The organism is Pirellulales bacterium (assembly GCA_035656635.1).
Classification (GTDB): domain Bacteria; phylum Planctomycetota; class Planctomycetia; order Pirellulales; family JADZDJ01; genus DATJYL01.
In genome coordinates, this window is the sequence record DASRSD010000184.1 from 66,406 (window position 1) to 92,454 (window position 26,049).

General features: G+C 58.6%; 23 protein-coding genes. 12 read left to right on the forward strand and 11 right to left on the reverse strand.

Annotated features, from left to right (window positions below; translation table 11 throughout):
• The first annotated feature begins 10 nt into the window (after window positions 1-10).
• Both VFE46_19620 and VFE46_19625 read left to right on the forward strand, forming a co-directional pair.
• A complete protein-coding gene (locus VFE46_19620) occupies window positions 11-1,858 on the forward strand; it encodes an autotransporter-associated beta strand repeat-containing protein (GenBank protein HZZ30217.1) in 1,848 nt (615 codons plus the stop codon).
• Window positions 1,779-2,327 carry a dockerin type I domain-containing protein gene (locus VFE46_19625; protein ID HZZ30218.1) on the forward strand — a complete coding sequence of 183 codons (549 nt, stop codon included), beginning with the start codon at window positions 1,779-1,781 and terminating at the stop codon, window positions 2,325-2,327. Before VFE46_19620 ends, VFE46_19625 begins: the two co-directional genes overlap by 80 nt.
• A gap of 25 nt (window positions 2,328-2,352) precedes the next feature.
• Here the strand turns inward: VFE46_19625 and VFE46_19630 are convergent, their stop codons facing one another.
• Window positions 2,353-3,429 carry a DUF1207 domain-containing protein gene (locus tag VFE46_19630; protein ID HZZ30219.1) on the reverse strand — a complete coding sequence of 359 codons (1,077 nt, stop codon included), beginning with the start codon at window positions 3,427-3,429 and terminating at the stop codon, window positions 2,353-2,355.
• Window positions 3,430-3,782: 353 nt separating this feature from the next.
• Here VFE46_19630 and VFE46_19635 point away from each other — a divergent pair, with 353 nt between their 5' ends.
• The 5 genes from VFE46_19635 to VFE46_19655 all read left to right on the forward strand — a co-directional run bounded on the left by VFE46_19635 (window position 3,783) and on the right by VFE46_19655 (window position 8,931).
• A complete protein-coding gene (locus VFE46_19635) occupies window positions 3,783-4,100 on the forward strand; it encodes an MTH1187 family thiamine-binding protein (protein HZZ30220.1) in 318 nt (105 codons plus the stop codon).
• Between the two features lie 23 nt (window positions 4,101-4,123).
• Complete coding sequence (locus VFE46_19640; protein HZZ30221.1) at window positions 4,124-4,597, forward strand: flavin reductase family protein; 474 nt, start codon at window positions 4,124-4,126, stop codon at window positions 4,595-4,597.
• 101 nt (window positions 4,598-4,698) lie between these two features.
• On the forward strand, window positions 4,699-6,168 hold the full coding sequence (locus VFE46_19645) for an FAD-linked oxidase C-terminal domain-containing protein (protein ID HZZ30222.1): 1,470 nt from the start codon (window positions 4,699-4,701) through the stop codon (window positions 6,166-6,168).
• A 56-nt stretch (window positions 6,169-6,224) separates the two neighbouring features.
• Complete coding sequence (locus tag VFE46_19650) at window positions 6,225-7,475, forward strand: FAD-binding oxidoreductase (GenBank protein ID HZZ30223.1); 1,251 nt, start codon at window positions 6,225-6,227, stop codon at window positions 7,473-7,475.
• A gap of 91 nt (window positions 7,476-7,566) precedes the next feature.
• Window positions 7,567-8,931 (forward strand): heterodisulfide reductase-related iron-sulfur binding cluster, encoded by a 1,365-nt coding sequence (locus VFE46_19655; protein HZZ30224.1) that lies wholly within the window; start codon window positions 7,567-7,569, stop codon window positions 8,929-8,931.
• 124 nt (window positions 8,932-9,055) lie between these two features.
• Here VFE46_19655 and VFE46_19660 read toward each other — a convergent pair whose 3' ends face one another.
• The 3 genes from VFE46_19660 to VFE46_19670 form a co-directional block, all read right to left on the reverse strand.
• Window positions 9,056-9,850 carry a class I SAM-dependent methyltransferase gene (locus VFE46_19660; GenBank protein ID HZZ30225.1) on the reverse strand — a complete coding sequence of 265 codons (795 nt, stop codon included), beginning with the start codon at window positions 9,848-9,850 and terminating at the stop codon, window positions 9,056-9,058.
• A gap of 55 nt (window positions 9,851-9,905) precedes the next feature.
• Window positions 9,906-11,981, reverse strand: coding sequence for a VWA domain-containing protein (locus VFE46_19665; GenBank protein ID HZZ30226.1), 2,076 nt, complete (start codon window positions 11,979-11,981; stop codon window positions 9,906-9,908).
• A 140-nt stretch (window positions 11,982-12,121) separates the two neighbouring features.
• Window positions 12,122-13,012, reverse strand: a complete 891-nt coding sequence (locus VFE46_19670; GenBank protein HZZ30227.1) for a DUF58 domain-containing protein — start codon at window positions 13,010-13,012, stop codon at window positions 12,122-12,124.
• Window positions 13,013-13,181: 169 nt separating this feature from the next.
• On the opposite strand from VFE46_19670, the gene VFE46_19675 reads away from it, so the two are divergent.
• Window positions 13,182-13,709 (forward strand): hypothetical protein, encoded by a 528-nt coding sequence (locus tag VFE46_19675; protein ID HZZ30228.1) that lies wholly within the window; start codon window positions 13,182-13,184, stop codon window positions 13,707-13,709.
• Between the two features lie 44 nt (window positions 13,710-13,753).
• Here the strand turns inward: VFE46_19675 and VFE46_19680 are convergent, their stop codons facing one another.
• Entirely contained in the window at window positions 13,754-14,578 is an 825-nt protein-coding gene (locus tag VFE46_19680) for a hypothetical protein (protein ID HZZ30229.1), read from the reverse strand.
• A 301-nt stretch (window positions 14,579-14,879) separates the two neighbouring features.
• On the opposite strand from VFE46_19680, the gene VFE46_19685 reads away from it, so the two are divergent.
• Complete coding sequence (locus tag VFE46_19685) at window positions 14,880-16,520, forward strand: efflux RND transporter periplasmic adaptor subunit (GenBank protein ID HZZ30230.1); 1,641 nt, start codon at window positions 14,880-14,882, stop codon at window positions 16,518-16,520.
• A 26-nt stretch (window positions 16,521-16,546) separates the two neighbouring features.
• Entirely contained in the window at window positions 16,547-18,157 is a 1,611-nt protein-coding gene (locus VFE46_19690) for a DHA2 family efflux MFS transporter permease subunit (GenBank protein ID HZZ30231.1), read from the forward strand.
• Between the two features lie 281 nt (window positions 18,158-18,438).
• Here the strand turns inward: VFE46_19690 and VFE46_19695 are convergent, their stop codons facing one another.
• Window positions 18,439-18,831, reverse strand: coding sequence for a hypothetical protein (locus tag VFE46_19695; protein HZZ30232.1), 393 nt, complete (start codon window positions 18,829-18,831; stop codon window positions 18,439-18,441).
• A gap of 220 nt (window positions 18,832-19,051) precedes the next feature.
• On the opposite strand from VFE46_19695, the gene VFE46_19700 reads away from it, so the two are divergent.
• Both VFE46_19700 and VFE46_19705 read left to right on the forward strand, forming a co-directional pair.
• Entirely contained in the window at window positions 19,052-19,399 is a 348-nt protein-coding gene (locus tag VFE46_19700; GenBank protein ID HZZ30233.1) for a hypothetical protein, read from the forward strand.
• Window positions 19,396-19,626: a DUF4926 domain-containing protein gene (locus tag VFE46_19705; GenBank protein ID HZZ30234.1), complete on the forward strand. Its 231-nt coding sequence runs from the start codon at window positions 19,396-19,398 to the stop codon at window positions 19,624-19,626. The genes VFE46_19700 and VFE46_19705 overlap by 4 nt, the downstream gene beginning before the upstream one ends.
• 250 nt (window positions 19,627-19,876) lie before the next feature.
• On the opposite strand, the gene VFE46_19710 is transcribed toward VFE46_19705, so the two are convergent.
• The 5 genes from VFE46_19710 to odhB all read right to left on the reverse strand — a co-directional run bounded on the left by VFE46_19710 (window position 19,877) and on the right by odhB (window position 25,996).
• Window positions 19,877-20,431, reverse strand: a complete 555-nt coding sequence (locus VFE46_19710) for a hypothetical protein (GenBank protein ID HZZ30235.1) — start codon at window positions 20,429-20,431, stop codon at window positions 19,877-19,879.
• A 151-nt stretch (window positions 20,432-20,582) separates the two neighbouring features.
• Entirely contained in the window at window positions 20,583-21,053 is a 471-nt protein-coding gene (locus VFE46_19715) for a hypothetical protein (GenBank protein ID HZZ30236.1), read from the reverse strand.
• Window positions 21,054-21,056: 3 nt separating this feature from the next.
• Entirely contained in the window at window positions 21,057-22,619 is a 1,563-nt protein-coding gene (locus tag VFE46_19720; GenBank protein HZZ30237.1) for a hypothetical protein, read from the reverse strand.
• A gap of 614 nt (window positions 22,620-23,233) precedes the next feature.
• Complete coding sequence (gene lpdA, locus VFE46_19725; protein HZZ30238.1) at window positions 23,234-24,628, reverse strand: dihydrolipoyl dehydrogenase; 1,395 nt, start codon at window positions 24,626-24,628, stop codon at window positions 23,234-23,236.
• A complete protein-coding gene (gene odhB / locus VFE46_19730; GenBank protein ID HZZ30239.1) occupies window positions 24,629-25,996 on the reverse strand; it encodes a 2-oxoglutarate dehydrogenase complex dihydrolipoyllysine-residue succinyltransferase in 1,368 nt (455 codons plus the stop codon). It abuts the gene before it with no gap.
• Between the last annotated feature and the right edge of the window lie 53 nt (window positions 25,997-26,049).

Sequence of the window (26,049 nt, forward strand, 5' to 3'; positions counted from 1 at the left end):
TTTAATCGGGGTGGGCTGTGGTTGGTCGTGGCCGTTGCAGCGGCGGGAAATCTGCCCGTCCCTGAGCTCACTGGCCAGCAACGGCGGCGAATTCATCGGCGCCAGCGGCACCGGCATCTTGAATCAGTCGGGCGGAACCAATAGTCCGCTAGTCGGCGAGCTGTCGCTGGGCGTGAACAGCGGTTCCAGCGGCACGTATACCCTTAGCGGCGGCACGCTGTTGAGTGCTGCGAACATTTATATCGGCGGCTCCAGCGCCGGGCCCGGCGGCACGGGGGTTTTGACCGTCAGCGGCACGGGCTCCATCGCCTTTGGAGGACAGATCACGGTCTACAACACCGCCGGCAGCGGATTTAACGTCAACGGCGGAAGCGTGATCGCTAACGCGCTGAACTTGATGGGAACCTACACGCACACCGCCGGCAACGCCACTTATGGCCACATCACCGGCGGCGGGCAAATGAACGTCTCCGGCGGGCAAGTCACACTGACCGACGATACCACCGGCCACTTGAGTAGCGTAAGTGTCAGCGGTCCGGCCACGCTGGGCTTTGATGTCGGCACCAGCAGCAATAGCCAGATCACGGCCGACACCGCCACGTTCACTGCCACGCCCACCATTGCTCTCTCACTAAGCGGCTTTCCCGATGCCGGAACCGTCTTCACGCTCCTCTCGGCCACGAACTTCAACGACAACGGCTTCCTGGGCAGTTTGCCGACGCAGGCCATAACCATTGGACGCGATACTCTCACGCCATCACTCACCGGAGGCAGCGGCGCCGCTGGCGCCATCATCGTTACCGTCAGCGGCGGGCCAGCCAATCTGACTTGGATCGGCAGTAACAATCTCAGCTTCGACGGGGGCGGCGCTTGGGACACGCTAACGACCAACAACTGGGAGAACCACGGCAACGAAGCGTTAACTCCCGATGTGTTTTATGCCGGCGATCATGTCACCTTCGACGATACGGCGGCCAACTTCGTCGTGGACCTGAACAGCGGCGACGTGATTGCCAATTCCGTCACCTTCAATAACTCGCAGAATACTTACACGGTGAATGGCTTCAACGGCATTGGCGGAACCACGAATGTCGCCTTTGCCGGATCGAATTTGGTCACACTGAACAATTTCAACAGTTACACCGGCACCACCACGATCAGCGGCGGCGGAACGGTTTCGGTTGTCGGCAGCATCGCCAGCCCGACGATTAACGTGACCAATGGCACGTTGCAACTGGCTGCCAATAGCGCGCTAATGGGAACTCCGGCGGTCACCCTGGGCAACGGCGTCACTACGGGCACGCTGGATTTAGATGGGACGCAGAATACCGTGGGGGATCTCTCCGGTGGCGCTGGCAATCTGGTTACCAACACCAATCCGAATCAGGCCACACTGTATTATTCCGGCGGCGCCAGCACATTCGGCGGAGCCATCCAGGACGGCGGCGGCTTCGGCGGCCCGGTGGCGCTGAACGTCGCCAACGGTTCGTTGACTTTATCCGGCGCGAATGCCTACAGCGGCGGCACAACCATCAGCGGCGGCACCTTGGCCGTGGACGGTTCCATCACGGGCGATGTGGCCGTGAACTTTGGCGGCACGTTGGCCGGCCACGGCTCCGTGGGCGGGCATGGCCAGCGTCAGCTTCGGCGGCATTCTTTCGCCCGGCAGTGGCCCCACCGGCACTGGCACGCTCACGCTGGGCTCGTTGACCCTGAACAGCGGCTCGTAAACCGACATCAAATTGGCCGGCGCCACGCCAGGCAGCCAGTACGATCAAGTGGCCATCACAGGATCGGCCACGCTGGCCGGCACGCTGGCGGTGTCGCTGATCGGCGGCTTCACACCGCAAGCCGGTGAAACGTTTGACATCCTCATCAGCAATGCACTGTCTGGAAGCTTCGACACGCTTCAGCTGCCGGAGTTAACCGGCGGGATGATGTGGGATACGTCGCAGCTTTACACCAGCGGCGCGCTATCGGTCGTCGAAACATTCCTGCCCGGCGATTTCAACCGCGATGGCCACGTGGATGCGTCCGACATTCTGCCCATGATGAAAGCGCTGACGGACCTCAGCGGTTACAAGACGACTTACGACCCTACTCTTACCGCTGCCCAACTGCTGCTGATTGGCGACCTCGACGGCGACAACAAATTCACCAACACCGATCTCCAAGCGCTGCTCAACCTTCTCCAATCCGGCGGTGGCTCCGCCAACCCTGTCCCCGAACCCGCGGCATTCACTTTGTTAACGCTAGCCGCAATTAGTCTAATCGTTGCCAGGGCGCGATGGAGACCAAGGAAAAACGTGCGCAATCATTCCGGGTAAGTATGGAGCGGCGTTTTTGCCGTCATTAATAATCGTACCACAGCCCGTAGCCGATGAGCTGCTCGCTGTCGCGGAAGAACTGGCCGTAAATGCTGGGACCGGTTTGGTAGAAGAAGCCGGTGCGAACCATCTGTCCGCCGTGCTCCGGTCGCCATTGCCAGCCGGTTTCCACCGTGAGCGGGCCGCCCCAATCGTTTTCTTGCTTCAGGTAGGCGTTGATATCGAAAAACGGCGCGCCGTGCCAGCCGCGCACCACGGGGTTGTACTCCAGCCCGAACTGAATGGCCCACGGCCGGCTGCCCCCGGCGACAAAGTAGGCCCATTCAAATTCGCCGTACAGCCGCAGATCGGGCGTGAGGTAGTACCCATGACCCCACACAATGGCGTTGCGGCTGTAATCGATGCGCACGAACGCGGGGTGCTTCAGCTCGAATTCATCGCCAATGTGGGCGCTGGTGTGATACCAGGCGATTTTCATTTGGTAATCGCCCCAGCCGTACGTGACCGGAAAGCCGATGCGAAAATCGTAGGCATCGACATCACTGTTTTGCGTTAAATCTTGCCGGATGAAGGCCGCCCCTTCCGCATCCACCTGCCAACCTTGCGGGCGGAAATCGGCGGTGTTGCCAAAACGCAAAAGTCCAACGCGGCCGCCCACCGTGCCATCGAGCTTGGTATCGACGCCGGTATCGCTCAGCAACACGCCGCCAATGCGCGGCTCTTTGGTCCCGGCTAATGCCGAGTGCCAAATCAAGCCGTCCGGCATCAGTTGCCAGCTCCACGGTTCGTCGGCATAGTCGAAACCATCCGGCACAATTGCCCCCGGCGGTAGCGAAGGCGCATTGATGGTGTTGAACGAAACGGGCGCCGCACCGGGACGCGGGGCATCCAGCAATTGGAACTGCTGCCCGGGCTGATAAATCGCCTGGTTCGCCGGATGAGAATTAACCGAACTGTTTGCGCCTGGCGCGGCCAATGCTGGACCCGTGGTCGGCCCGTCGAGAATATAAACCGATTGGCGTTGATCGTCGTACGTGGTGCGTGGCACTGCCGCTGCTGCTTGGCCCAGTCCGTAAATATTGCCCGCAAATGTGGCCGGCATTGGCGGGGGAATATCGCCTTCCGTCGCGCTCGCCGTTGAAATTTTACAAGCGGCAATTGCACCCAGTGCGAATAGCGCAGCGAAAACGAAGCGCCCGGCGAAATCAGTTTGGCGGAATGAAATCATAAACAGGCGATGTGCCACGGGCCGAATGGCCGAAGAGAAAAGTGGGGTAGTTTACTGAAGTGCGGCGGTGCTGCCCAGGCCGATTCTTAGTTATCTAACCGCAGAGGAATCAAGCACTTAGGGATTCCCGCCAATCGACATTTCCGGGGCTGGCTTCTACAATCCAGTGACTGCGTGTTGCTGGCTCGTTCTTGAGTTTTCACCACCGACTCACTGGGATTTTCGCCGTGGTTCTTCTTGAATTCAGCGTGTCGCCCATGGGCGCCGGCGAAAGCGTTAGCCCGGCGGTGGCCAAGTGTTTGGAAATTGTCGAGCAGTCCGGGCTCGATTACCAACTGCACGCGATGGGCACGTTGGTCGAAGGCGATTTGAATGCCGTGCTCGATGTCCTTCGTCGCTGCGTTGAAATTGTGGCGGCAGATCACCCGCGCGTTTCCTGCACCGCCAAGCTCGATGTGCGGCGCGGTCACAGCGGCCGCCTGCAAGCCAAAGTCGCTAGTGTCGAGCGGCAACTTGGCCGACAACTTAAAAAAGCTTCCAACTGAAAAAAACTCCGGGAACCTAATTCATGGCCGCGTCGCAACTGGAAGCTATTTTGGGGCGCGTGCCCAGCGGGCTGTTTATTCTCACGATCGCCCATCAAGGAAGCGAAACCGGCATGCTCGCCAGTTGGGTCATGCAGGCGGGCTTCGAGCCGCCGATGGTTACCGTGGCCGTGAAGCAGGGTCGCTACGTGGCCGAGTGGCTGGGTGCCAAAGAGCCGTTCGTGTTGAATTTATTGCGCGAAGATCAAAAACCATTGCTCAGCCATTTTGGGCGCGGCTTTGAGCCTGGCGAGCCGGCCTTCACCGGCCTGAGCCTCCATCGCACCGTCGGAAATTTGCCCGTGCTGGCCGACATCTTAGGCCATTTGGAGTGCCGGCCAAATTCGCACGTCGATTCCGGCGATCATCGCATTTTTCTGGCCGATGTGCTGGCCGGCCAGCTTACCGGCGAGGGCCAACCCTACGTCCACATCCGCAAAAATGGCCTGCGATATTAGGTTTTGGCCGTTGGCGACCGGTTTTGGCCCGCTGACGTTCAACGTTTAACCGCGCTATAATTTGTGCTTTCCCCATCCGTGGATCAGGAACATTCTCTCGCATGAGTACCGCTGTGTTGCCGCAACTGGTCGACGAACTGCGGGAAGCCGTGGGCGTCGATGGCGTGCTTTCGGCCCATGCCGATCTAGTGGTTTACGAATGCGATGGCTTCGTGATCGAAAAAAACAGCCCCGATGTGGTTGTGTTCCCCCGCACCACGCAGCAAGTGGCCGATGTTGTGCGCTTGGCGAATAAACATCGTGTGCCATTTGTGCCGCGGGGAGCCGGAACCAGTTTGGCCGGCGGCTGCTTGCCGGTCGGCGGCGGCATGATGATTGTGCTCACGCGGATGAAGGCCATTGAGGAAATCAATCTGCGCGAGCGGTATGCGGTGGTGCAGCCCGGCGTGGTGAATGCTTGGCTCAATCAGGCGCTCAAAGGGCAGGACTATCATTACGCTCCCGATCCCTCCAGCCAGGGTGCGTGCACCATCGGCGGCAATGTGGCCACCAACAGCGGCGGCCCACACACGCTGAAGTACGGCGTCACGGTCAACCACGTGCTGGGCGTGGAAGCGGTGTTGGCCGATGGCCGAATTGTGCAATTCGGCGGGCCGGCGGAAGATCCACTCGGCCTGGACCTGGTCGGCACGCTGGTCGGCAGTGAAGGGACGCTGGCCATTGTGACGAAAATTTGGGTCCGCCTCACGCGCAATCCGCAGGGGGTGCGCACGCTATTGTGCATTTACGATTCCGTGGACGACGCCACCAATACCATCAGCGAAATTATCGGCGCCGGCATCATTCCCGCCGCCTTGGAAATGATGGATGAAGGAATTCTCGTCGCCGTGGAACAGGCGTTTCACATGGGTTTTCCGCTGGATGCCAAAGCAATTTTGCTGATCGAAGTCGATGGTCTGGAAGTCGGACTCGACCAGCAGCGTGATCGCATTATCGAAATTTGCAACCAGTGCCAGGCCCGCGAAGTGCGTCCCGCGAAAGATGCGGAAGATCGCCTGCGTCTGTGGAAGTGCCGCAAGCAGGCCTTTGGCGCGGTCGGGCGAATCAGCCCCAGTTATTGCACGCAGGACGGCGTAGTGCCGCGCACCAAGTTGCCGCACATTTTTCGGCGGATCATGGAAATTGGCCAGCGGCACGGCGTGCGAATTGTGAATGTGTTTCATGCCGGCGACGGAAATTTGCATCCTATTTTGCTGTTCGACGAGCGCGATCCGGCGCAAATTAAGCGCGTGCTGGCCGCCGGCGGAGAGATTCTTGAAGAGTGCATTGCTTGCGGCGGCAGTGTCACCGGCGAGCACGGCATCGGCGTAGAGAAAATCGCCTTCATGCAAAAAATGTTCACCGCCGACGATTTGGCCGCGATGGAGCGGCTCCGCACGGCGTTTAATCCCGATGGCCGCTTAAGCCCCTGCAAGTTGCTTCCTTCGGCCGGCGGCTGCGGCATGGAACAAGCCGGCCGTGGTTTCGCGGGCCTCAAACAAAAGCACCCTGGCCGCCGCGCGGCGCTTTGATTAATTCCAGTCCTCGCCCCATCAGCTCCTTACCTGCTCACCCCATCATCCTTCCCGTGCCTGCCACCGCAGATTCACTTCCGCTGACCGACACACTTACTCCCGCCGCCGACGCGGAGCTCGCGCAAACAGTGCGCGAAGCGTTTGCTGACGGCACTCCCATTTATCCCATCGGCGGCGGAACAAGTCTGAATTTCGGCTTGCCGGCGCGCCATTCCGGCCTGGGTCTCTCGCTGCAAGGATTAAAGCGCGTCATCGATTATCCGGCCCGTGACATGACGGTCACCGTCGAAGCTGGCCTTACGCTCGATGTGCTCACCGCCGCATTGGCCAAAGAAAAACAGCGATTGCCGATCGATTTACCCGACGCCCATCGGGCTACCCTCGGCGGCGTCATTGCCACGAACACTTCCGGCGCGCGGCGTTATGCCCAAGGCACGCTGCGCGATTACGTCATTGGCATTGCCGCCGTCGATGGCCGAGGCACGCTGTTTCACGGCGGCGGCAGAGTCGTGAAAAATGTGGCCGGCTACGATTTCTGCAAGCTACTGACCGGTTCGCTCGGCACGTTGGGAATTATCACGCAAGTGACGCTGCGTGTGAAACCGCTGCCCGAATTTTCGCGCTTTGTGGCTTGCCGCGCGCGCAATTGGGAAACGGCCGAGCGGCTCTTGGAAGCGCTGGTGACCACGCAAGTTGCGCCCGCTGCCATTGAATTGCTGGCCGGACCGGCGTGGAGCAACGACCCGGTGCTGGGCGCCCTCGGCGAGCGCGGCGCGGCGCATCTGCTAGTTGGACTGGAGGGAACGGAGAAAGAAGTGCAGTGGATGTCCGACACGCTCTGGAACGAGTGGCGCAAGCAAGGTGCGGCCGGCGAAGTGCTTGCCGATCATCACACCGCCGGGCTATGGATGCGGCTGGCTCAGTTTCCGGTCGAAGGAGAAGCACCGCTGGTCATCAAAGCAGCGGTGCGTCCCAGCCGCACGGTCGAATTCACTCAACTGCTGATGCGGATCGATCCGAACTGTTCCATTCAAGCGCACGCCGGCAACGGAGTGGTCATCGCCCGATTGGCCCAGTTCGGCGCTGGCGGAGTGTCAAAAATGCTCGTCAGCCGGCTGCAACCGGCGGCGGCCGAATTTGGCGGCCATGTCACCGTTTTATCGTGTGCCACCGCCGGAGAGCTCACACGCCAATGTTGGTGGGGCGCCTTGGGCGAAACCGCCGCGGTAATGGACGAAATCAAACGCCAATTCGATCCCAAAGATCTGCTCAATCGCGGCCGTTTTGTGTACGCTGGATTGTAGTAGTGGTCCAAAAATACTAAAGCCGCGACCGGTGGTCGCGCAGGAGCAGCAGCGCGGTCCACCACAAGCTGGCCGGCGCGACGGAGCGAGCATGTCATCGGAAATCACGAAATCAACGAGCGCACCGCACGCCAACGGACGACAGGCCGATCACACCCTCAATCCTGGCGCGGACATAAACTACCAGCGGTTTCTGGAGTGCGTTCACTGTGGATTGTGTACTGCCACGTGCCCCACGTATGCCGAATTGGGCGATGAAAACGACGGCCCGCGCGGTCGTATTTACTTGATGCGTGCTGTGACCGACGGCCGGCTGGAACTCTCCGCGGAAGTGCGGCAGCATCTCGATTTGTGCCTCGATTGCCGGGCTTGCGAAACGGCCTGCCCCTCCGGGGTGCAATACGGCCGGTTGATCGAGCCGTTTCGCGTGGGCATGGAGCAAATGGGCATGGAGCAAATGCGGGACGATCCGCAACAGGCCGACGATTGGTTTCAGCGCCGCATTTTATTCGGCCTGTTTCCCTATCCCAGCAAAATGGCGCGGCTGTTGTTTCCGGTCAGGGTGGCGCAGCGCACCGGCCTGATGTGGCTCTTACGACATGTGGGTGCGATGCGTTTGCTGCCGGAGCGGCTGCGGCAATTGACAAGCATGCTGCCCCCGGCCAAACGCCGCGGCCGTCGGCTTCCGGAAATTTTGCCCGCTGTTGGCCGGCCCCGGGCTCGGGTGGCGATGTTTACCGGGTGCGTGGCCGATGTATTTTTTCGTCCCACGCATTGGGCCACGGTCCGCGTGCTCCAGCAAAATGGCTGCGATGTGCTGGTGCCGCGCACCCAAGCCTGTTGCGGAGCAATTCATTTTCACAGCGGGGCAAGCGAACCGGCCCGGCAATTCGCCGACGCCAACTTAGCGGCATTCAAAATTGACGAAGTTGATGCCGTGATCACGAACGTCGCCGGCTGCGGGGCGATGCTGAAAGATTATGGCCATCACTGGCACGACGAACTCCAGCCCCAGCGCGAACACTTTGCCGCCAAAGTGAAGGACATCCACGAATTTCTGGACGAACTGGGACCCACGGCTCCGACTGGGGAAATCAAGTTGAAAGCCACATATCACGATGCCTGCCATCTGGTGCATGCCCAGAAAATCCGTTCCGCCCCGCGAAAATTGCTCGGCCTGATTCCCGGACTGGAGTTGTGCGAGTTGCCCGAGAGCGAATTGTGCTGCGGCGCGGCCGGCACTTACAACCTCACGCAGCCGGAAATGTCGCAAAGGCTAAGCCGCCGCAAGCTGCAAAATATTCTCAGCACGGGGGCACAAGCGGTTATCACCGCCAACGCCGGCTGCATTTTGCAAATTGCCCGCGAGGCTCGGCAACAAAGGCAGCATTTGCCCATCTACCATCCGATGGATTTGCTCGATCTGAGCTATCGGGGCAAAAAACCTCGCGGTTAACTTCATTACAGAAGTAGCCGGACGGCCACGCCGTCCGGTCCGGATGCTGTGAGCATCCGGCTATCATTGGAGGTTATGCTTCTCTGCGTCCTCTGCGGTAAACAATTAGAATCAGACGAGTGCGTCACACCCGGCGGAGTTCTAAGCAAATGCCGCCGGCGCGCAGCTTTTTGTGAATATCGGAAAGCCAGAGTTCTTGCACTGGCTCCAAGCCCACTTCGCGGCAAATGTTCAGCAGTTCCTGCCGGTTATATGTGCGGCACAAAAACAACCGGCTGGTCCACGCGCCGCCAAAACTGTCTTCGGTCGTCAGCAGCAGCATCCGGCCGCCGGGCGCCAATACGCGGGCCATTTCCGACAAGCCCGGCCGCGCTTCGGGCAGGTGCTCCAAGACGTAGCCACAGGTGATGCAATCGAAAGCGCCGTCGGCAAAGGGAAGGCGCGATAAATCCGCGGAGAGAAATTGCGGCCGTCCGCTTTTTAACCGTCCTTGCGCTCGCCGGAGCATCTCCGAGGAAAGATCCGAGCCCACGATGGCGGCATCTTCGTCGGCGTATTTCAACAAGTGCTGCACAATTTGGCCGGCGCCGCTGCCCACATCCAAAATGCGTTTGCGGCCGCGCAAATCAAATCGCCGCTGGCGGAACATCCGATCTCCCAGCGGAGCATGCAGCGACACCAAGCTGCAGGCCCACAACAGCGCCCCTTTCGGTCCGGCATATACCCGGCGCACGTGTTCTTGATATTCCTGATACGGAACTTTCTTCCAGACTTTCGTTTCGACCAGGCGGTTGATGACTTTTCGACGCCGCCGAGAAGGTCTCGACTGCGGAGACCCAACCTGCCCTAATCGTTGTTGCGGAACTGGGAACTGGGAAGGCTCGATCGGCGGAGGAAGCGACGTGGAACTGTGCGACATGCGTATCCGCCCGGTCGAATTCGACTTGCCTAAAATTCGCTTTCTGCCAGCTTCGTTACACGTACACGCGCCGATTGTAGATATACCACTCTAGCAGGAGCACGGCCAGCCCAGCCACGGCCAGCCATTTCCAAATTTCCTGCCGAACCGGCTCGTAGCCAGCCTGCCCGACAACCGTTACATGGCCGATGTGGATGGATTCATCTTTTGCCGTGGCAAGGTTGCTCTCCAGCGGATCAAACAGGTTGACCGTGAACCGCTGCACAAGCTTCTTTCCCGCGCTGACTTCATACGAACCCAACTCGCCGGTCTCGTTGAAGTGGAACCCACCCCCTTGGCTCCGCGGCACCGTTTCGGCCAGGCCCTGCGGTGTGCGGACCGTCAATTCGTCGATCGGCGTGTCGCTCTTAAGTGTTATCGGCTGGCCAGGCTTAATGGTTTCACCCGTCTGCAAGCCGCTAGCTCCGCCTAAATAACCCAATACGGCATAGACAAACGCCGGGAAACTGCGACGAATTGGCCAGGTGGTGTTGGGCACTTGCTCGCCCTCTTTATCGGTCGTGTAAATTTCGAACCCCAGCACCGCATCCTCAAAACCTTCCCGCGGAGCGATTGCAAGTAACGTGCCTTTGTTGGAATCGATGAGCCGCGTGCCGCCGGCAGGAGGCGTGACGGGTCGGGCTTCTCCGATGTCGACATCGCCCAAATCGAGCCATTGCATTAGCGGGTGCGAACGGTCCGCATCAATAATCTGCGGATAAACCACCGGCGCGCCTAGCGACCACCCCGTGCCGCTGGCGGCCGCCACTGGGTTTGTCTTGCCGCCGGCAGACGCGCCGCCAGATGCGTTGGTCGAATTGCCAGGCGGTGTGTTTCCATTTGCCGGCACAAGGGTGGTCTCGCTGCTGGGCAGCGGGATGGCGCCAATGAACAGCGTGTTGGCCCGCGGCATTTGCGTCGGCTGACAGCGATCGTAAATAATTAAATCGAATGCGCCGGCCGCTGCGGCACGCTGATGCTCTGGGGTCGTCAGCACGGCAGGCTTGGCCTGGGAAACTTCGGCCATTTCGCCAACCCGCGACGTCGCCAGCGCCATCTCCAGCGCTTCGTTGCCGGGCGTGACGAGCAACACTTTTGGCCGCCGGGAAGAATTGACCGCCGCCCAAGCGCGGTTGTCGTCGGGCAAAGCGTCGGCCTGGGTGAGCCGCAGTTCCAGCACGCCGGAATCAATATCGCCCAAGCGAAACGACACGCCAGCGGTTTCGCCGGGCTTGATATGCACCGTCGATGCGTCAATGCCATTTCCATTCAGCAGCAAATCGACGGGGGCGGTAATTTCTTCTTGACCGAAGTTTTGCAAGCTGCCGAAGGCTTCCAATTGATTTTCGCGCTGTTCGTTCCGCCGCACGCTAAAGGCCACAATGCCCACGTTTTCCGCCGTCTGTTTTCCAATCGGCACAAACACGGGCTCCAAGTTGCCCAGCGAAAAGCCTTCCACCGGCGGAAATTTGCCATCGCTGAAAATGAACAACTTGGCTGGCCTGATTTCTTTTTGATTTTCGTCGGTCGTGCGCGTGGGGTTGGCCAAACCGGCGGCGGCTCGCAAGGCCTCTTCAATGGAAGTAGTCCGATGCGTGGGGTGAATATTTTCCACGGCTTGCCGCAAGTCGTGCCGGTAGTTAGTCCATCCCTGTTCGACCCGCGCCACGTCGGAAAAGCAGATGATCATGGCCTGATCGCCGCTGTGCATTTCGTCGACCATCGCCAGCGATTGCTTCTTCGCTTCATCCAACCGTGTGGGCGCTACGTCGGTGGCGTTCATGCTGGCGGAATTGTCGATCAACAGAATGTATCGCCCGCCAGTCAATTCGCCGCTGCGCCATCCGGGCCGGAGCAAAGCCAGAATGACCAACAGCAACAGCAGCAATTGCAAATACAGCAACAGATTCTGCCGAATCCGCTGCCACAGGCTGTTGACGCGCAAATCTTCAACCGATTTTTGCCACAAATACGTGCTGGGCACTTCCAGCGGCTGCCGTCGCAGCTTGAGAAAATACAGCGCCACAATTGCCGGCGGCACCGCCAACAGCAGTGCCCATTGCCAGGCCGAAAGTGCGGGAAGAAAGTCCATGCGAAAGGGGGCAAGGTTTGATCGATCGAATTAAGTTGGCCGATTGAATTATAAAGCCGCGACCGTTGGTCGCGCTGAACCAGAACCCGCATGGAGCAGCGCCCCGTTTGCTGTTGAGCGCGTCAGCTCGCAAACACTCCTCATTTCACCAATCCCCGTTTCCGCAAATATCCGGCCACCAACTGATCGACCGGCAAATCGTTCCGGGCCATCAAGTAATTCATTCCCCGGCGATTACAAAAAGTGCGGGCTCCTTCAATGAACGCCGCCAATGTCCGTTTGTAGCGGGCCAACAGCGGCGCGCTGGCCGTGATTTCCGCCACGTCGGCGTCTTCGCAATCCAAAAGCTTCAAATCGCCCTTGATGTCCGGATCGATTTCTTCCGCGCTCAGCACTTGGATGACGTACACATCCATGTGCTGCGAGACCAAATACCGCAGCGCGCTTTCGTAACCGGCCTTGTCCATTAAATCAGTAATCAACAGCAGAATGCCTTTGCCACTGTTGCGCACGCAAAAGTTTTTCACCCCCTGCGCCAGCGTCACCGCTTCGCCGGGTTCAATTTGCTCCAAATGATCGAGCATCCGCCATAAGCTTCGCCGGCCGCGCAAAATTGGCCCGGGAGCCCGAGCCGGCTGCCCCAGCGTTTCCACCCGCACCCGATCGCCGCGCACCAACCCGATGAATCCCAGCGCCGCCGCCAATTGCTTGGCGTATTGCAATTTGGTGGGCGTGCCAAAATCCATCGACGCGCTGGCATCGATCAGCGCATAAAAATGCAGGTCTTCCTCCTCCAAAAACATTTTAAGAAACAGCTTGTCGAGCCGGGCGTACGTGTTCCAATCGACAAACCGCAAATCGTCGCCGGGCACGTAATTGCGAAAATCGGCGAACTCCACGCTTTGCCCTTTGCGCTTGCTGCGGCGTTCCCCTTTCATTCGTCCGCGAAAAATTTTGCGGCTGATGAGCTCCAACTTTTCCAGTTGAGCCAATAACTGCGGCGACAACAGCGGCGTTTGAACCGTGGCCATGCAAGCGGAAGCGACCGGTTTTTGATGACTTTTGTCCGAGCCGTCCTGTCCCCAGCCCGGTGTGCGAACGACACGAACCGGGTGATCCGAGCCGGGCTGTCCTCAGCCCGGTGTTTCTCCTGTTACAATACGCTCGCCACTTCGTCCTAACAACCCACTGGTTCGATTCATGCCCGACCAACCATTGGCTTACCACATCACCTTTGGCACGTATGGCGCGCGGCTGCACGGTGATGAGCGGGGCACGGTCGATTGCCGCCACAACCGAGTGAACGAGCCAATCCTGGGCCGAAACGACGCTTGGCGGCACGCCTCGCGCGACCGATTGCAATTCGCTCCCATCTCCTTGACGCTTCGCCAGCGCCACCACTCGGAGGCGATAATCCCCGAAATTTGTCGGCGTGGCGGTTGGAAGTATCACCTGGCGGCTGCACAGGCTGACCATGTTCACGCTTTAATCACCGCAGATACCGATGGCAAAATTGTGCGCCGCTTGCTCAAGCGTTGGCTTAGCGAAGAGCTCTCCAAATTCTGGCCATTGCCAGAAGGCCAAGCTTGGTGGGCCGAGTCAGGCAGCGTGAAATGGATTTGGACGGGAGATTATTTTCGCAACGTGCTCGACTACATTCGGCGGCAGAGCGCCTTGGAGATCGAAGTGCGTCGTTCGCCCGTCGGCGATGAACGTACACCGGGCTGAGGACAGCCCGGCTCGGAGGTGCCCGATTCAAAATTCACAGCGCTTTACCGCTTCGCCGTTTGCACCGGGCGCAAGTATTCTTCCAGCGACACTTCCGGGAACGTCACCAAATTCTTTCCGGCGTCGTCAATCCGCTTGCGGTCGGCCGGCAACAGCCGCATCGAAAGTTGATGCTCGCTCCGCAACACCGTGGGCTTGCCCATTAAATGATTTTGCGGCGCCACGGTTAATTGCACGCTTTCAGGCACCTCGGCGTTGCGTTCCAAAGTTTCGTTCACGGCCAAGCGTGGAAACGGCGGCAGGGCGCCGGGATGAATCAGGGCGTTCAACCGCGCCGACCAATCCGAAAACATCCGGTATGCGTGCACCACGTTGGCGTTGTCGGGCGTGACCGGATGCACGCGGTAAGTCATTAGCGGGCTGGAAAATTCCAGCGCGTCCGCATCGCTTTTACTGTCGTCGAACTTCGGGTTGGCTGCAAACTTCAACAGCGCATCGGTCTGCCGCGAAGCCCGCACGCGCAGTTGCTCGGTAAATTCATTCAGCTTATCGGTGGTCAGCTCGGTGCGCAGCTTGCGGTTGAGGTCCAACAGCACGATGCGGTTGCGCTGAAAATCGAACACGGTAATCTCCGCCGGGCTGGAAAGAAAGTCGTACGCTCGATCGTCCGTAAACAGCGTTACGCTGTCGCTGGTAACCGATTCGTCTTTGCCGGAAAACACTTTCGATTCCACGCGGAACTCATCGGCGGCCGCCGCTTGCACTCCGCACACAACGCACCCCACAATTAACCACGTCACCAAACTCGCGATCAGCGCCAAGCGCGCTTTCCACGAATGATTCCGGCCGAGCGTGACAAATTTCTGCATGGCATATTCCCCACGATGAAGTTCGTTTTAATTGCCGGCCAAGGGTCAAAGCGCACCTCACCGGCGGCGGAACGGTAACCAAAGCCGCCAATCTGCGGAAGACAAACTGGCGGAAGTGCCCCGTTTGCAGGCCCCCGAAAGCACAATTCCCAGCATCTGCTCGTGCCGCTGCGGTTACTGTTTCCGCTGACACATTCGCCATAACATCTTGAATTTCAAAGGGTTGCGCCGTCTCGCCCAGGTCCATGTTTTCTAGATGGTCCCCTCCAGCCGTGCCTGCCTGCTGACGTAAAATTGCTGGATGTCTGAATCCGTCCCTGCTCCCGCTCCAGCGTCGCCCCCCGCGAAAGCTGCCATCCCAGGTCGCAAATCTAAACTGCGCCGCCGATTGATTCAGCTTGCGCTGGCGGCAATCGTTGTCGCCGCGCTGGTCATCTTCGGCGTTCCGTTTGTTGAAACCGCGCTCACCACCGTTTCCACCGACGATGCCTACGTCAACGGGCACGTCACCTTTGTTGCGCCGCGCATTCCAAATCAGGTGGTCAACGTGCTGGTCGACGACAACAACCGCGTCCACAAGGGCGATATTCTGGTGCAGCTCGATAAAACGCCGTACCAAGTCATCGTGGAAGTGAACAAGGCGCTGGTGGTCACCGCCCAGGCCGAGGTAAATGTGGCCGAAGACGAAGTCCGCGGCATGATCGCCAACGCCCGGGCCAATCGCTTCAAGTTGGAACACACCATCGAAAGTGTCAACGATCAAATTGCTCAACTGCGCGCCACCGTGGCCGCGCTCGACACCAGCAAAGCCCGCCTAGCCCGCGCCAAAGCCGATTGGGACCGCGCCCGCGATGTGGCTCGCACTCCCGGTGCCATCAGCCAGCAGGAAGTCGATCTGCGCGAGGAAGGCTACCGTGTGGCGCAAGCGCAGGTTACCCAATCGCTGGAGCAGGTGTATCAAATCCGCGTCGGCTTGGGATTGCCCGCTCAGCCGGAGAGCGGCAACTTGACCGACGTGCCACCGAATTTGGATCAAAACTTTTCCACGGTGCGCCAAGCCCTGGCCGATCTCATGGTCAGCGCCGCGCCGCTGGGAATTACGCCTCCCAGTTGGAACGCCACGCCGAAGGAAGTGATCGACGCCTTTTACAAGCGCGATCCACAAGGCAACTTAGACCGCATTTACGCCAAGCTGCTCCCCGAAGCGCCGGCCATCAAACTGGCTCAGGCCAAATTGCAACAGGCCCAGGCGAACTTGGATCAGGCGAATTTGAACCTCAGCTACTGCGACGTGGTGGCCGAAATCGATGGCGTTATCACCCGCCGCAACGTGAACCCCGGCAACAACGTGCAGGTGGGCCAAGGTTTAATGGCCATCCGCTCGCTCACCGATATTTGGATCGACGCCAATTTCAAAGAAACACAGCTCGACGAGCTCCGCATCGGGCAGCATGTGAAAATGCGGGTCGACATGTACGGCCGGCATCACGAATTCGAAGGCCGCATTTCCGGCTTCACCATGGGCACCGGTTCCACGCTGGCAATTTTGCCCGCGGAAAACGCCACGGGCAATTTCATCAAAGTGGTTCAGCGATTGCCGGTGCGCATCGATCCCATCAATTACGATCCCGATACCAACCCGCTGTTCATCGGCCTGTCCGTCGTGCCTCATGTATACGTGAAAGAACCGGCCACCGGGCCCGACGCCGGTAAATTCCTGCAACCATATTTGCCGCTCCCCACGGTCACACGTCAGTCGGAAACTTCGGCGATTGAAAACGGCACCAATCCCGAAGTGCCCGCCGATGAGCAGAAAAATGCAATCGCGCCGTCTCAGGAAACAAATCTTACAGGCGTTAAATCGCCTGAAGCCAAGCCGCCGGAAGCAAAACCGCACGAGCCGCCCACGGTCCCCGATCTTTCTCAGCCGTTGCCGAAGTAGTACCCACCCCAGCGCATTCACCGGCCATGAGCACCGCCGCCCTCTCGCTGCCGGCTACTCCGCAACGCGCAGTCAATCCCTGGCTGGTGGCGGGCGCGGTCGTCATTCCCACGTTCATGGAAGTGCTGGATACAACCATTGCCAACGTGGCCCTGCGTTACATTGCCGGCGGCCTCTCGGCGGCGGTGGTCGACAGCGAATGGGTTATCACCAGCTACCTGGCGGCCAACGCGGTCATTTTGCCGATTTCCGGATGGATTTCCGCCCGGATGGGACGCCGCAATTATTTCATGCTTTCAATTACCGTCTTCACAATCGCCAGCATGTTGTGTGGGCTGGCCACGAGCTTGCCGGAATTGATTTTGTTCCGCGTCATTCAAGGCCTGGCCGGCGGCGGATTGCAGCCCAGCAGCCAGGCAATTTTGATCGATTCCTTTCCCCCGGAACGCCAAGGCGGAGCGATGACGGTATTCGGCCTGGCCGCGCTGGTCGGGCCGGTGGTTGGCCCCACACTGGGCGGTTACCTCACCGATAACTACAACTGGCGCTGGATTTTTTACATTAACGTGCCCGTCGGTTTGCTGGCCCTGGGCGCTTGCGCCGCTACGGTGCGCGATCCGGAATATCTTCGCCAGCAGCGTTCCGAGCTGCTCAAAAAGCCGCTGAATTTCGATTACATTGGCTTCGGCCTGTTGGCACTGGGCATGTCGTGCTGGGAAACCTTCCTGAGTAAGGGGCAGCAATGGGATTGGCTGGGCGATCCGTTCTGGCGCGTGCAAACGCTCCTGGCGCTAATCATCTTTTGCTTTGGCTTTTTTATTTTCCGCGAGCAGCGCATCAAAAACCCCGTCGTTAATTTCCGGCCGCTCAAAGAACGCAACTTCCTCATGTCGTGCATTATTATTTTCTGCGCCTATGGCGTGCTGTACGCCGCCAGCATTTCGCTTCCCGGGCTGTTGCAATCGCTGTTTAATTACGATGCCTATCATTCCGGACTGGTGATGTCGCCGGCGGGGCTGTTTGCCATTTGGGTGCTGCTGATTGGCGGCGTGCTGTTGCGGTTCGGCGCGGATGCTCGGTATTTGATTGTCATCGGTCTGATTGTCGTGGGCGCTGCCGATTTGTGGATGAGCTACATGAATTTGCAAATCAGCCCGTGGCAAGTGGCCGGACCGCGAATTGTGATGGTGATGGGCCTGTCGCTGATTTTTGCGCCGCTGAACGTGGCCGCCTACATGTACATGCCGCGCGAGTTGCGGGCCGCCGCCGTCGGCTTGTTCAGCCTGCTGCGCAACGAAGGAGGCAGCGTCGGCACGTCGATTGCCCAAACCCTGCAGGAGCGGCGCGAGCAATTTCACTTGCTGCGCTTAAACGAGCAGCTCGATTTGTTCAATCAGAATGTACGGACCTTCGCCAGCGGCATGCAGAATTACTTTTTCCAGCACACCGGCGATGCGCCCCTGTCGCGCGAAATGACCTGGCAAGCCCTGGCCAACATCCGCCAGCAGCAAGCCAGCTCGCTGGCCTTTTTCGACGTCTTCTGGGTGGCCGCCGTCGTGGCCTTTGCCCTGGTGCTGCTGGTCCCGCTAATGAAACGCTCCGTCGCCGAAAAAGGCGCGCACGTAGCGGCAGATTAACTCAAAAAATGCTAGATCAAGTCTTTCCTGGCCTTCAACTTTGTTCGATGTTGCACAGAGAATCCCGCGATACGGAAATTCCAAAATCGCTCGTCTTTTAATTCTATTTGAAGCGCCTCCAGCTTCTGTTCAACGTGTTGGAAAAAAGTATTGATTGTCTCCTCATTTTGATTGATTTTGTCCAACACATCATTCGGAATTGTTCTCGCTAGAAATCGCTGCCATAGCTCCACGAATTCCAAAAAATCTTGGTAACGTGCGCGGGTATCTGAATCACCTAGTCAGTAGTTATCAGTGAAAATATCGAGCATTTTTCTGTAAAGGGGAAAAAGTTCATCTCGGAACTGTTGATTGTCGTGCTCTATCAAATTCCGGTAGGGTGCGAATTGTTCTTCATGATCGTGCATTATCTGCTGGGCTTGCGAATATCTCTCGCAAAGTTCTCTCCATGATTTGTCAGCCGCATTTTGTATTTGTCCTCGAAGAACGCTCATTGCTCTAATTCGTTTGTGGTATCCAGCTAATGGCGAATAGAACTCCGCAAGCTGCTTTTCCAAGTATGAGGCACGACGCTCGACCAAATGTTTGCGGACGGCGAAAACATAGACTACGAAAGCGCCGACTAGGGAACTAAGTAATGGGACAAGAATCGCCTGAAATATCTGATCTGACACAAAAAAATCCTCGTTACGACTGGAAAGACAAAATCTTCATCAATCTAGCTCAACGTCTAGGCAACAGCCACAAGCAATTTGATACCATATATTTTCGTTCCTCGAAAATTCTAGCCATTATGGGCCACCCGTCTGATATGTCATGCACAGTTATGTTAATTAAAGGACGTAACGCTCTCCGAATTGCACTGGGCTTTCTGTCGTAAGCTGGAATGGGCACATGAAATTGCCGAACTTGCAGGCCGCGGAGGTGTCAGAAAATAAAGTGAAGAGCTATTTGCTCTCCACGACCCACCGTGACGGCCGGCATAAGGCCGCTTTTTTTGCAGGCTGTGGTTTTTCGGAAGATCATTGGACCGTGCTGTCCGCAGCATTGCTGAAACACGCCCACGATCATGATCTTGCCAAAATCGAAAAGTCTCCCTTTGGCACTCGCTACGTGGTAGAAGGTATAATAGAGACGCCCGATGGTCGAGCGCCATTGATTCGCACCGTGTGGTTCGTGGAAAATGGTGAAGATGTGCCGCGATTGATTTCGGCTTACCCGCGGAAAAGGAAAAACCAATGATCCGGGAACACGATAGCGTGGTGCTGGCGACCGACCTGCCGGAGCATGGTTTGCAGCACGGAGATATTGGCACGGTCGTGATGATCCACCAGAACGGAGCGGGCTACGAGGTGGAGTTTATGACGCTGGAAGGCGAAACTGTGGCCGTGGTTTCGCTGTATGCTTCGCAGCTTCGTCCGATCGCTGCCAAAGAAATCGCTCACGCCCGCGCGCTAGAAGCCGCCTGACCTTGAAAAATGAATGGGTGGCCGGGGTCGAGGCCGCCGAGCCCCCGGAATTTGTGCCAATGACCAATGACCAAGCACGAATGACCAATTCACAAAGGAAACAACAGCTTTCATTGGTTTGGGATTTGGTCATTGGGAATTTATGACCGCTGGGGCGACACTTCGTTTTGCCCCAGGCATCCGAACGTTTAGCCGCGCCGCGGAGTCTGCGGAGCGGGTTCTGCGCTCCTAGCGACTTAAATAGCTCGTCTCACCGCGCCCTGCCGGCGGCGGAAATTCCCGGTCGTTGCAGCATCGCACCCAGTCGGGCATTCGCTGCTAAGGAACCAGAGCGCAGTGCGGACGAACTGGCTACGCTGCCACCGCCGCCGCTGCTTTGTGCTTGCCCGGCCGCTGTGTTTCTAGCCGCAGTGGTTCTGGCCGCTGCCGTTCGGGCGGCCGTCATGGCGGCGTTCAATTGCCGCAGTTGAGTGCTGCTAAGCGTGCCGCCATTCATGGCGTTTTGCACGGCACTTAACAGCGACGAAACGCGCTGCTGCTGGGCCGTCGTAAGCAGGCCGCTTTGCAGCAACTGCGTTAGCGCCGTGGCGGCGCTATTCAGTTGCTGCGCAGCGGCCGTGCTCGATTGGGTGGACGACGACGTCGGCGTAGATGAAGACGCCGTCGACGATGATTGCCCGCCCATACAACTGCCCGTTTGAGCCCACCCGGTCAGCGGCTCACCGGCCGATTGTGCGACGACAAAAATCAGGCTCACCATTACCGCCCAGCCCCTTGGCCGGCGGCATAAGTTTGTGTTGTACATACCCATCCTCCGCTCCGTTCCGAGAGCCGCCCCCCCGCTTTCCCGGACAGTGCCAGTGCATCCGGGAGTGCCCGCCATTAAATAGAACGAAATTACTGCCCGCCAGCGCGCGCGAAAATTCGCAGCCACCCGTCATTCCGCACAACGGTACTCACGGCGGCTGCGCCCGCACCCACGACGTTTGCCCGTCCGGTAAGTTCAGCTTCAGTTCCTTGGCGTGCTCGTCCGCCAGTTGGGACAGCCAGGCGGGAGTGTCCAGCCGCGCCAGCTCGCGCTGGTAATTGCTGTTTACGTCGCTAATCCATTGCGAGCTCAGCCCGATGCTGGCCAGCAGCAGCAACAGCGCCGGCCACAGCGCGGAATTTCGAGCATAATACACCGCGCCAGACCAGCGGCGGCTCCGCTGTGAAACGCCTGAACGTGGCACGCCTAAACTTGGCACAGCCTCTTGCGCGGGCGGCAACGGTTGAGAAAACGTCTTGGAACTTTGCCGGCGATAACCGGCCAGAATCAACCCGGCGAAAGTAATTCCCACCGTGAGGAGCGCGCCGCCGCGAGCGCCCCATTCCAGTGCGGCTTCGATCTGCTCGTGCGATCGTGGCCAATTCGTTCCGGCTCCCAACGCCTAGACGGTAACAAAATCGACCTTGTGCGAGAAAAGATTGGCCGGAAATTTTAACAGGATGTTGGCAACACCGGCGCGAAAGCCAACATCGATCACGCTAAACAAGGCCACTATCGACATGAGCGAAACGCCCACCACCACGGTCCACCGGGCTGGTTGATAACCGGCCGCCCGCTCCTGGCTGGCAAGCCGCGATTGTCGCCAAGCAAACCGCCCCATGCGCACCAGCAGCCAAGCCAGGGCGATGCCAGCGGCTATAAAAAAAGCTCCCACCTGCCAAGGATTTTTACGCAATGTCGGCTCGTAGGCAGGCGCCATTCCCAAAAATTCGTACGTTAGCGCCAGAACCGCGCCCAGCAGCAGCGGGGCGAGTACGAGCCCAGTTTTGATCGGCGCTTGAGGAACTGCGCGCCAAACAGCCACGCCAATCCAACTCACCAGCGCCAGCAGCAAAAACATGATCGCCATGACGGCCGCAGCTACCGCGGCAATTGAATATAAGGCCGAAGCTTGCCAGAGATTTTCTTCGCGGGCCGACACCATGGAGATTTGGCGCATCAGGGCCGCTTGCGACGGATTTGACCCCATGGAACTGGCCTGGCCAGTTCTCATCCACAGTGTTTTGGGTTCGATGACAAGCTGCTGAGACCATGTTTGATTTTTTGCCAGCCAGTTACGCCATTTGATCTGTTCCGCCGGCGATAGATAGTCATCGTTGATTAGAGAGCTAATGTGTTGAACTAACGACAATGTTGCCTGCTCGAATTCCGCTGCATTGCTCCACGTCAACTTCATGGGCAACGGCGCCGCGATAGCCCGCAAGGCAGGGCCTACCGCAGCCAGACCTGCTTCGCCGCACCACAGCGCCGGCTTGTGCGCTGCCCATTCGTACTGGTGTTGGCCGGCTGCGAACAATGGTTCGTCGGCGAGATACTCGGCCGGACCGTCGTCGGTTGCCCGGGTGGCAAAGGCCCGATTCATTTTTTCGCTGGCCAATAAATATTCGTACAGCGCGTTGTCCGGATCATGGGCAGCACCTTCCTGTAAGCCATTTACGTCGGACTGGCGATACTCCGGCCGCAGCATCAAGAGGGCCCGCAAGCGCCACCAATCGTTGCGCCGCGGCTGGCGCTGGGTGGCTTGGGCGGCTAACTCCTGAGCGCGTTCGAGCAGTTGACGATTGACTTGCTGCCACTTGTTCCAGTTGGGATTTTCAGGCGGCAGGCCCCACATGATGCGCCCCACGATGGCCGGATCGGGCGAAGTGCGTGCGCTGGTGGCCCCGGCGAGGAGCCAAGCCATGCCCATGCAATCGGCGGCCGTGGCCTGCGGTTCTGCTGCCATTTGCGTGGCAGCGTCCATCAGCCGCTGTTTGGCCCGGTACCAGATTTGATCGGAACTTTGCTGGCCGGCGAAAAGGTGCGGCAACCCGGCGACTAACTGCTCGCCGAGAATGTTCCAGCCTCCTTCGGTGCGCGCAGCGGTGATCGCGCCGCGGTAGAGCACCGTGCCGGCCAAAACGACGAGCGCGATTGATCCTATCCATCGTGCTGTGCGATTCATGCCCTGTTTCCTGTTTCCCACGCTGTGCCTTATTGATTCTGAACCGCGGAGACGCGGAGTCGCAGAGAGAAACTGAACAAGAACAGGAGCAACGATTTGCGTTTATCCTGAATTATTTTTGTATCCCCGCGTTTTTTCCAGCTTCCCGACACCCTCGACCGTGATGATCAGAAAATGAAATTCGCCGCCGCGGCTTTCTTCCTCGATTCGAATGCTCCTGCCGCGACTGGCTCAAAAATCACATTGAATCGCCAGGCAAATTCGTGTAGTGTACATAGGTTCTGTATCGTGCATATCGTGCTTGTGCTTTGCGGTAGATGCCAACTCAACCCTCACATTTTAAGCGATCGCCACGCATGTCTGCCGACATCGATCAACAATTTACCAAAAACCGACATTCTTGGACGTTATTTCACCCGATTACGTCGCATGCGAATGTTCCACAACCTGCGGGATTGCCCAGCCGGCGGGCCCAAGCGACTGACAAAATTGAAGAGTTCTGTCCCGAAGATAAAAATCTGGGACAACACCGGAAAAATGCTGCGGCCGGCCTGGCGGAAGTTGCGAAATTTTCTGCGAAGAGTAATTCCGCGAATGTGCAAGTTCGGCGGGAGTTACAAATTCAGCGTGCGACCATCGACGGCCAGGGCCGCTTCCTTCACCGCCTCGCTCAGAGTGGGATGGGCGTGGCAGGTGCGGGCAATATCTTCGCTGGAGGCCCCGAACGTCATGGCGGCGGCGGCTTCGGCAATCAGATCGCCAGCCCGCGGGCCCATAATATGCACGCCCAGCACCCGATCAGTTTGCGAATGGGCCAGGATTTTCACCTTCCCGTCCATATCGGCCAGGGTACGAGCCCGGGCGTTGGCGCGAAACGGAAATGTTCCCTTGCGAAACGGCGTGCCTTCGGCGGCGAGTTGATCTTCCGTTTTGCCGACCGCAGCAATTTCCGGGTGCGTGTAAATGACCGACGGCACCAAATTGTAATCGACGTGACTGTAGCCGGTGACGATGCCCTCGACGCAGGCCACGCCATCTTCTTCGGCCTTGTGAGCGAGCATGGGGCCGGCAATGCAATCGCCAATGGCGTACAGGCCGGCAGCGGTGGTGCGGAATCCTTCGGAGACCGGAATTCGGCCCTTGGAATCGAGCGCGACGTCCACCGTTTCCAGACCCAAGTTTTGCGTGGCCGGTGTGCGGCCGACGGCGACGAGTACACGATCGCATTCCATCGACTCGGCGCCGGCACACTCGACAACGCAGATATTCCGAGCCGTATCGAACCGGGCCGAAGTAACGCGGCTGCCCAGGCGAAATTCGAGGCCTTGCTTTTGAAACAGCTTGAGTGCATCGCCGGCCAGTTCGCTATCGGTGCCGGGCAAAATGCGATTCAGAAATTCCAGCACCGTGACTTTGGCCCCCAGCCGGTTCCAAACCGAACTCAATTCCAAGCCAATATATCCGCCGCCGACCACGACCAAATGCTTGGGCACTTCGGCATACGACAGCGCTTCGGTGCTGGTGCCGACCCGGTCGCTGTGCAATTCGATGCCTGGCAGCAGCGCGGGCTTACTTCCCGGCGCGAGAATAATGTGTTGGGCCGAAAGTTGCTGGACGGCGCCCCCGTCGGCGGTGATCGAAACTTGACCGGGTCCGGCAAGCTGGCCCCAGCCGGAATACCGAGTGATTTTATGCTTGCGAAAGAGCGATTCGACCCCTTTGCACAGCACATCGACCACTTGCTCTTTGCGACTGAGCAAGGTGGGCAAATCAAGCGCGACGCCGCTGACTTTCACGCCGTGTTCGGAAAGCTTGTGCTGGACTTCAGCGAATTTCTCGCTCGATTCCAACATCGCTTTGCTGGGAATGCAGCCGACCCGCAAACACGTGCCTCCCAAGCGAGATTCTCGTTCCACGCAGGCGGTGTCCAGCCCCAGTTGGGCTGCGCGAATGGCGGCGATGTAACCGCCCGGTCCGCCGCCAATAACGATGAGATCGTGCTTTGTCATTCAAATTTCCAGCAGGATCCGCGTCGGTTCCTCAATGGTTTCCTTGATGCGCTTAAGGAACAGCACGGCTTCGCGGCCATCGACAATGCGGTGATCGTAGGTGAGGGCCACGTACATCATGGGCCGCACGACTACCTGGCCGTTATGCACGGCCGGACGATCTTGAATGGCGTGCAAACCCAAAATACCACTTTGTGGCGGATTGACGATGGGCGTGGAGAGCATGGAGCCGTATATGCCGCCGTTGGAAATGGTGAACGTGCCGCCTTGCAGCTCTTCCAGCTTGAGCTTGTTTTCTTTGGCGCGGCGGCCGAAGTCGGCGATTTTTTGCTCGACTTCGGCAAAGCTCATGAACTCGGCATTGCGCAACACGGGCACAACCAATCCTTTGCCGCCGCCGACGGCGATGCCGATATCGTAATAATTGTGATACACAATATGCGGATTGCGCACCTCGGCATTGAGTTGCGGCACGTGCTTGAGCGCCTCGACCGCCGCTTTCACAAAGAACGACATGAAGCCCAGCTTCACGCCGTATTGCTGTTCGTACTGTTCGCGATGCTTACTTCGCAGCGCGATGACTTCGGTCATATCGACTTCGTTGAAGGTGGTGAGTAGCGCGGCGGAATGTTGAGCTTCGACCAGCCGCTCGGCAATGCGGCGGCGGATGGGGCTCATCACCACCATTTCTTCCTCGCGCGGATAGGCAGCCGGTGCAAAATCGGTTTTCGATTGGCCGCGAGACAAATCGGCCGGTACGATTTCTCCACGGAATTGCGGTTGCACTGGTTGCGAGACGGGAGGAGCTTGCGGCGCTGCGGGTGCTTGTGCCACAGTCGCGGCCGAGGCAGGCGGAGCCGCATGGCCCGCCTGTTCCGTGGCTCGTTGCACATCTTCCTTCAATATTCGTCCGCCGGGACCGGTGGGAGTGACGGCTTCGGGATGAATTTTTTCCTGGGCCATCAGCCGTTCGGCCGCCGGCATGATTCGAGTTTGCTTGCCGGCTTTTGGGAAGGGACTCGACATGGCTTCGACCGTTGGACGTGCTGCCGACACAGGGCTGACCGCCGGAACCGGGGTTACAGTGGTTGGCTTGAGTGCTTGCGGTGCGGGAGCGGTTCCCGCTTCGGCGCCGGCAGCCATGTAGCCAATCACCTCGCCCACCCGGGCAACTTCGCCGGGCTGTTTCAGAATTTGAGTGAGCGTGCCGGAAACAGGAGCCGGCAAATCGACAGTGGCCTTGTCGCTTTCTAACTCGACGAGGTTTTCATCCTTTTCGGCCCGTTGCCCCACTTGCTTTCGCCACTGGCCGATGTGGACTTCGGTGATCGACTCGCCGACTTCAGGAACTTTCAATTCAACGGGCATGGTGGTATCCGAACAATGAGGCGATGGGTGTCGAACCTAACACAAAACTGGAC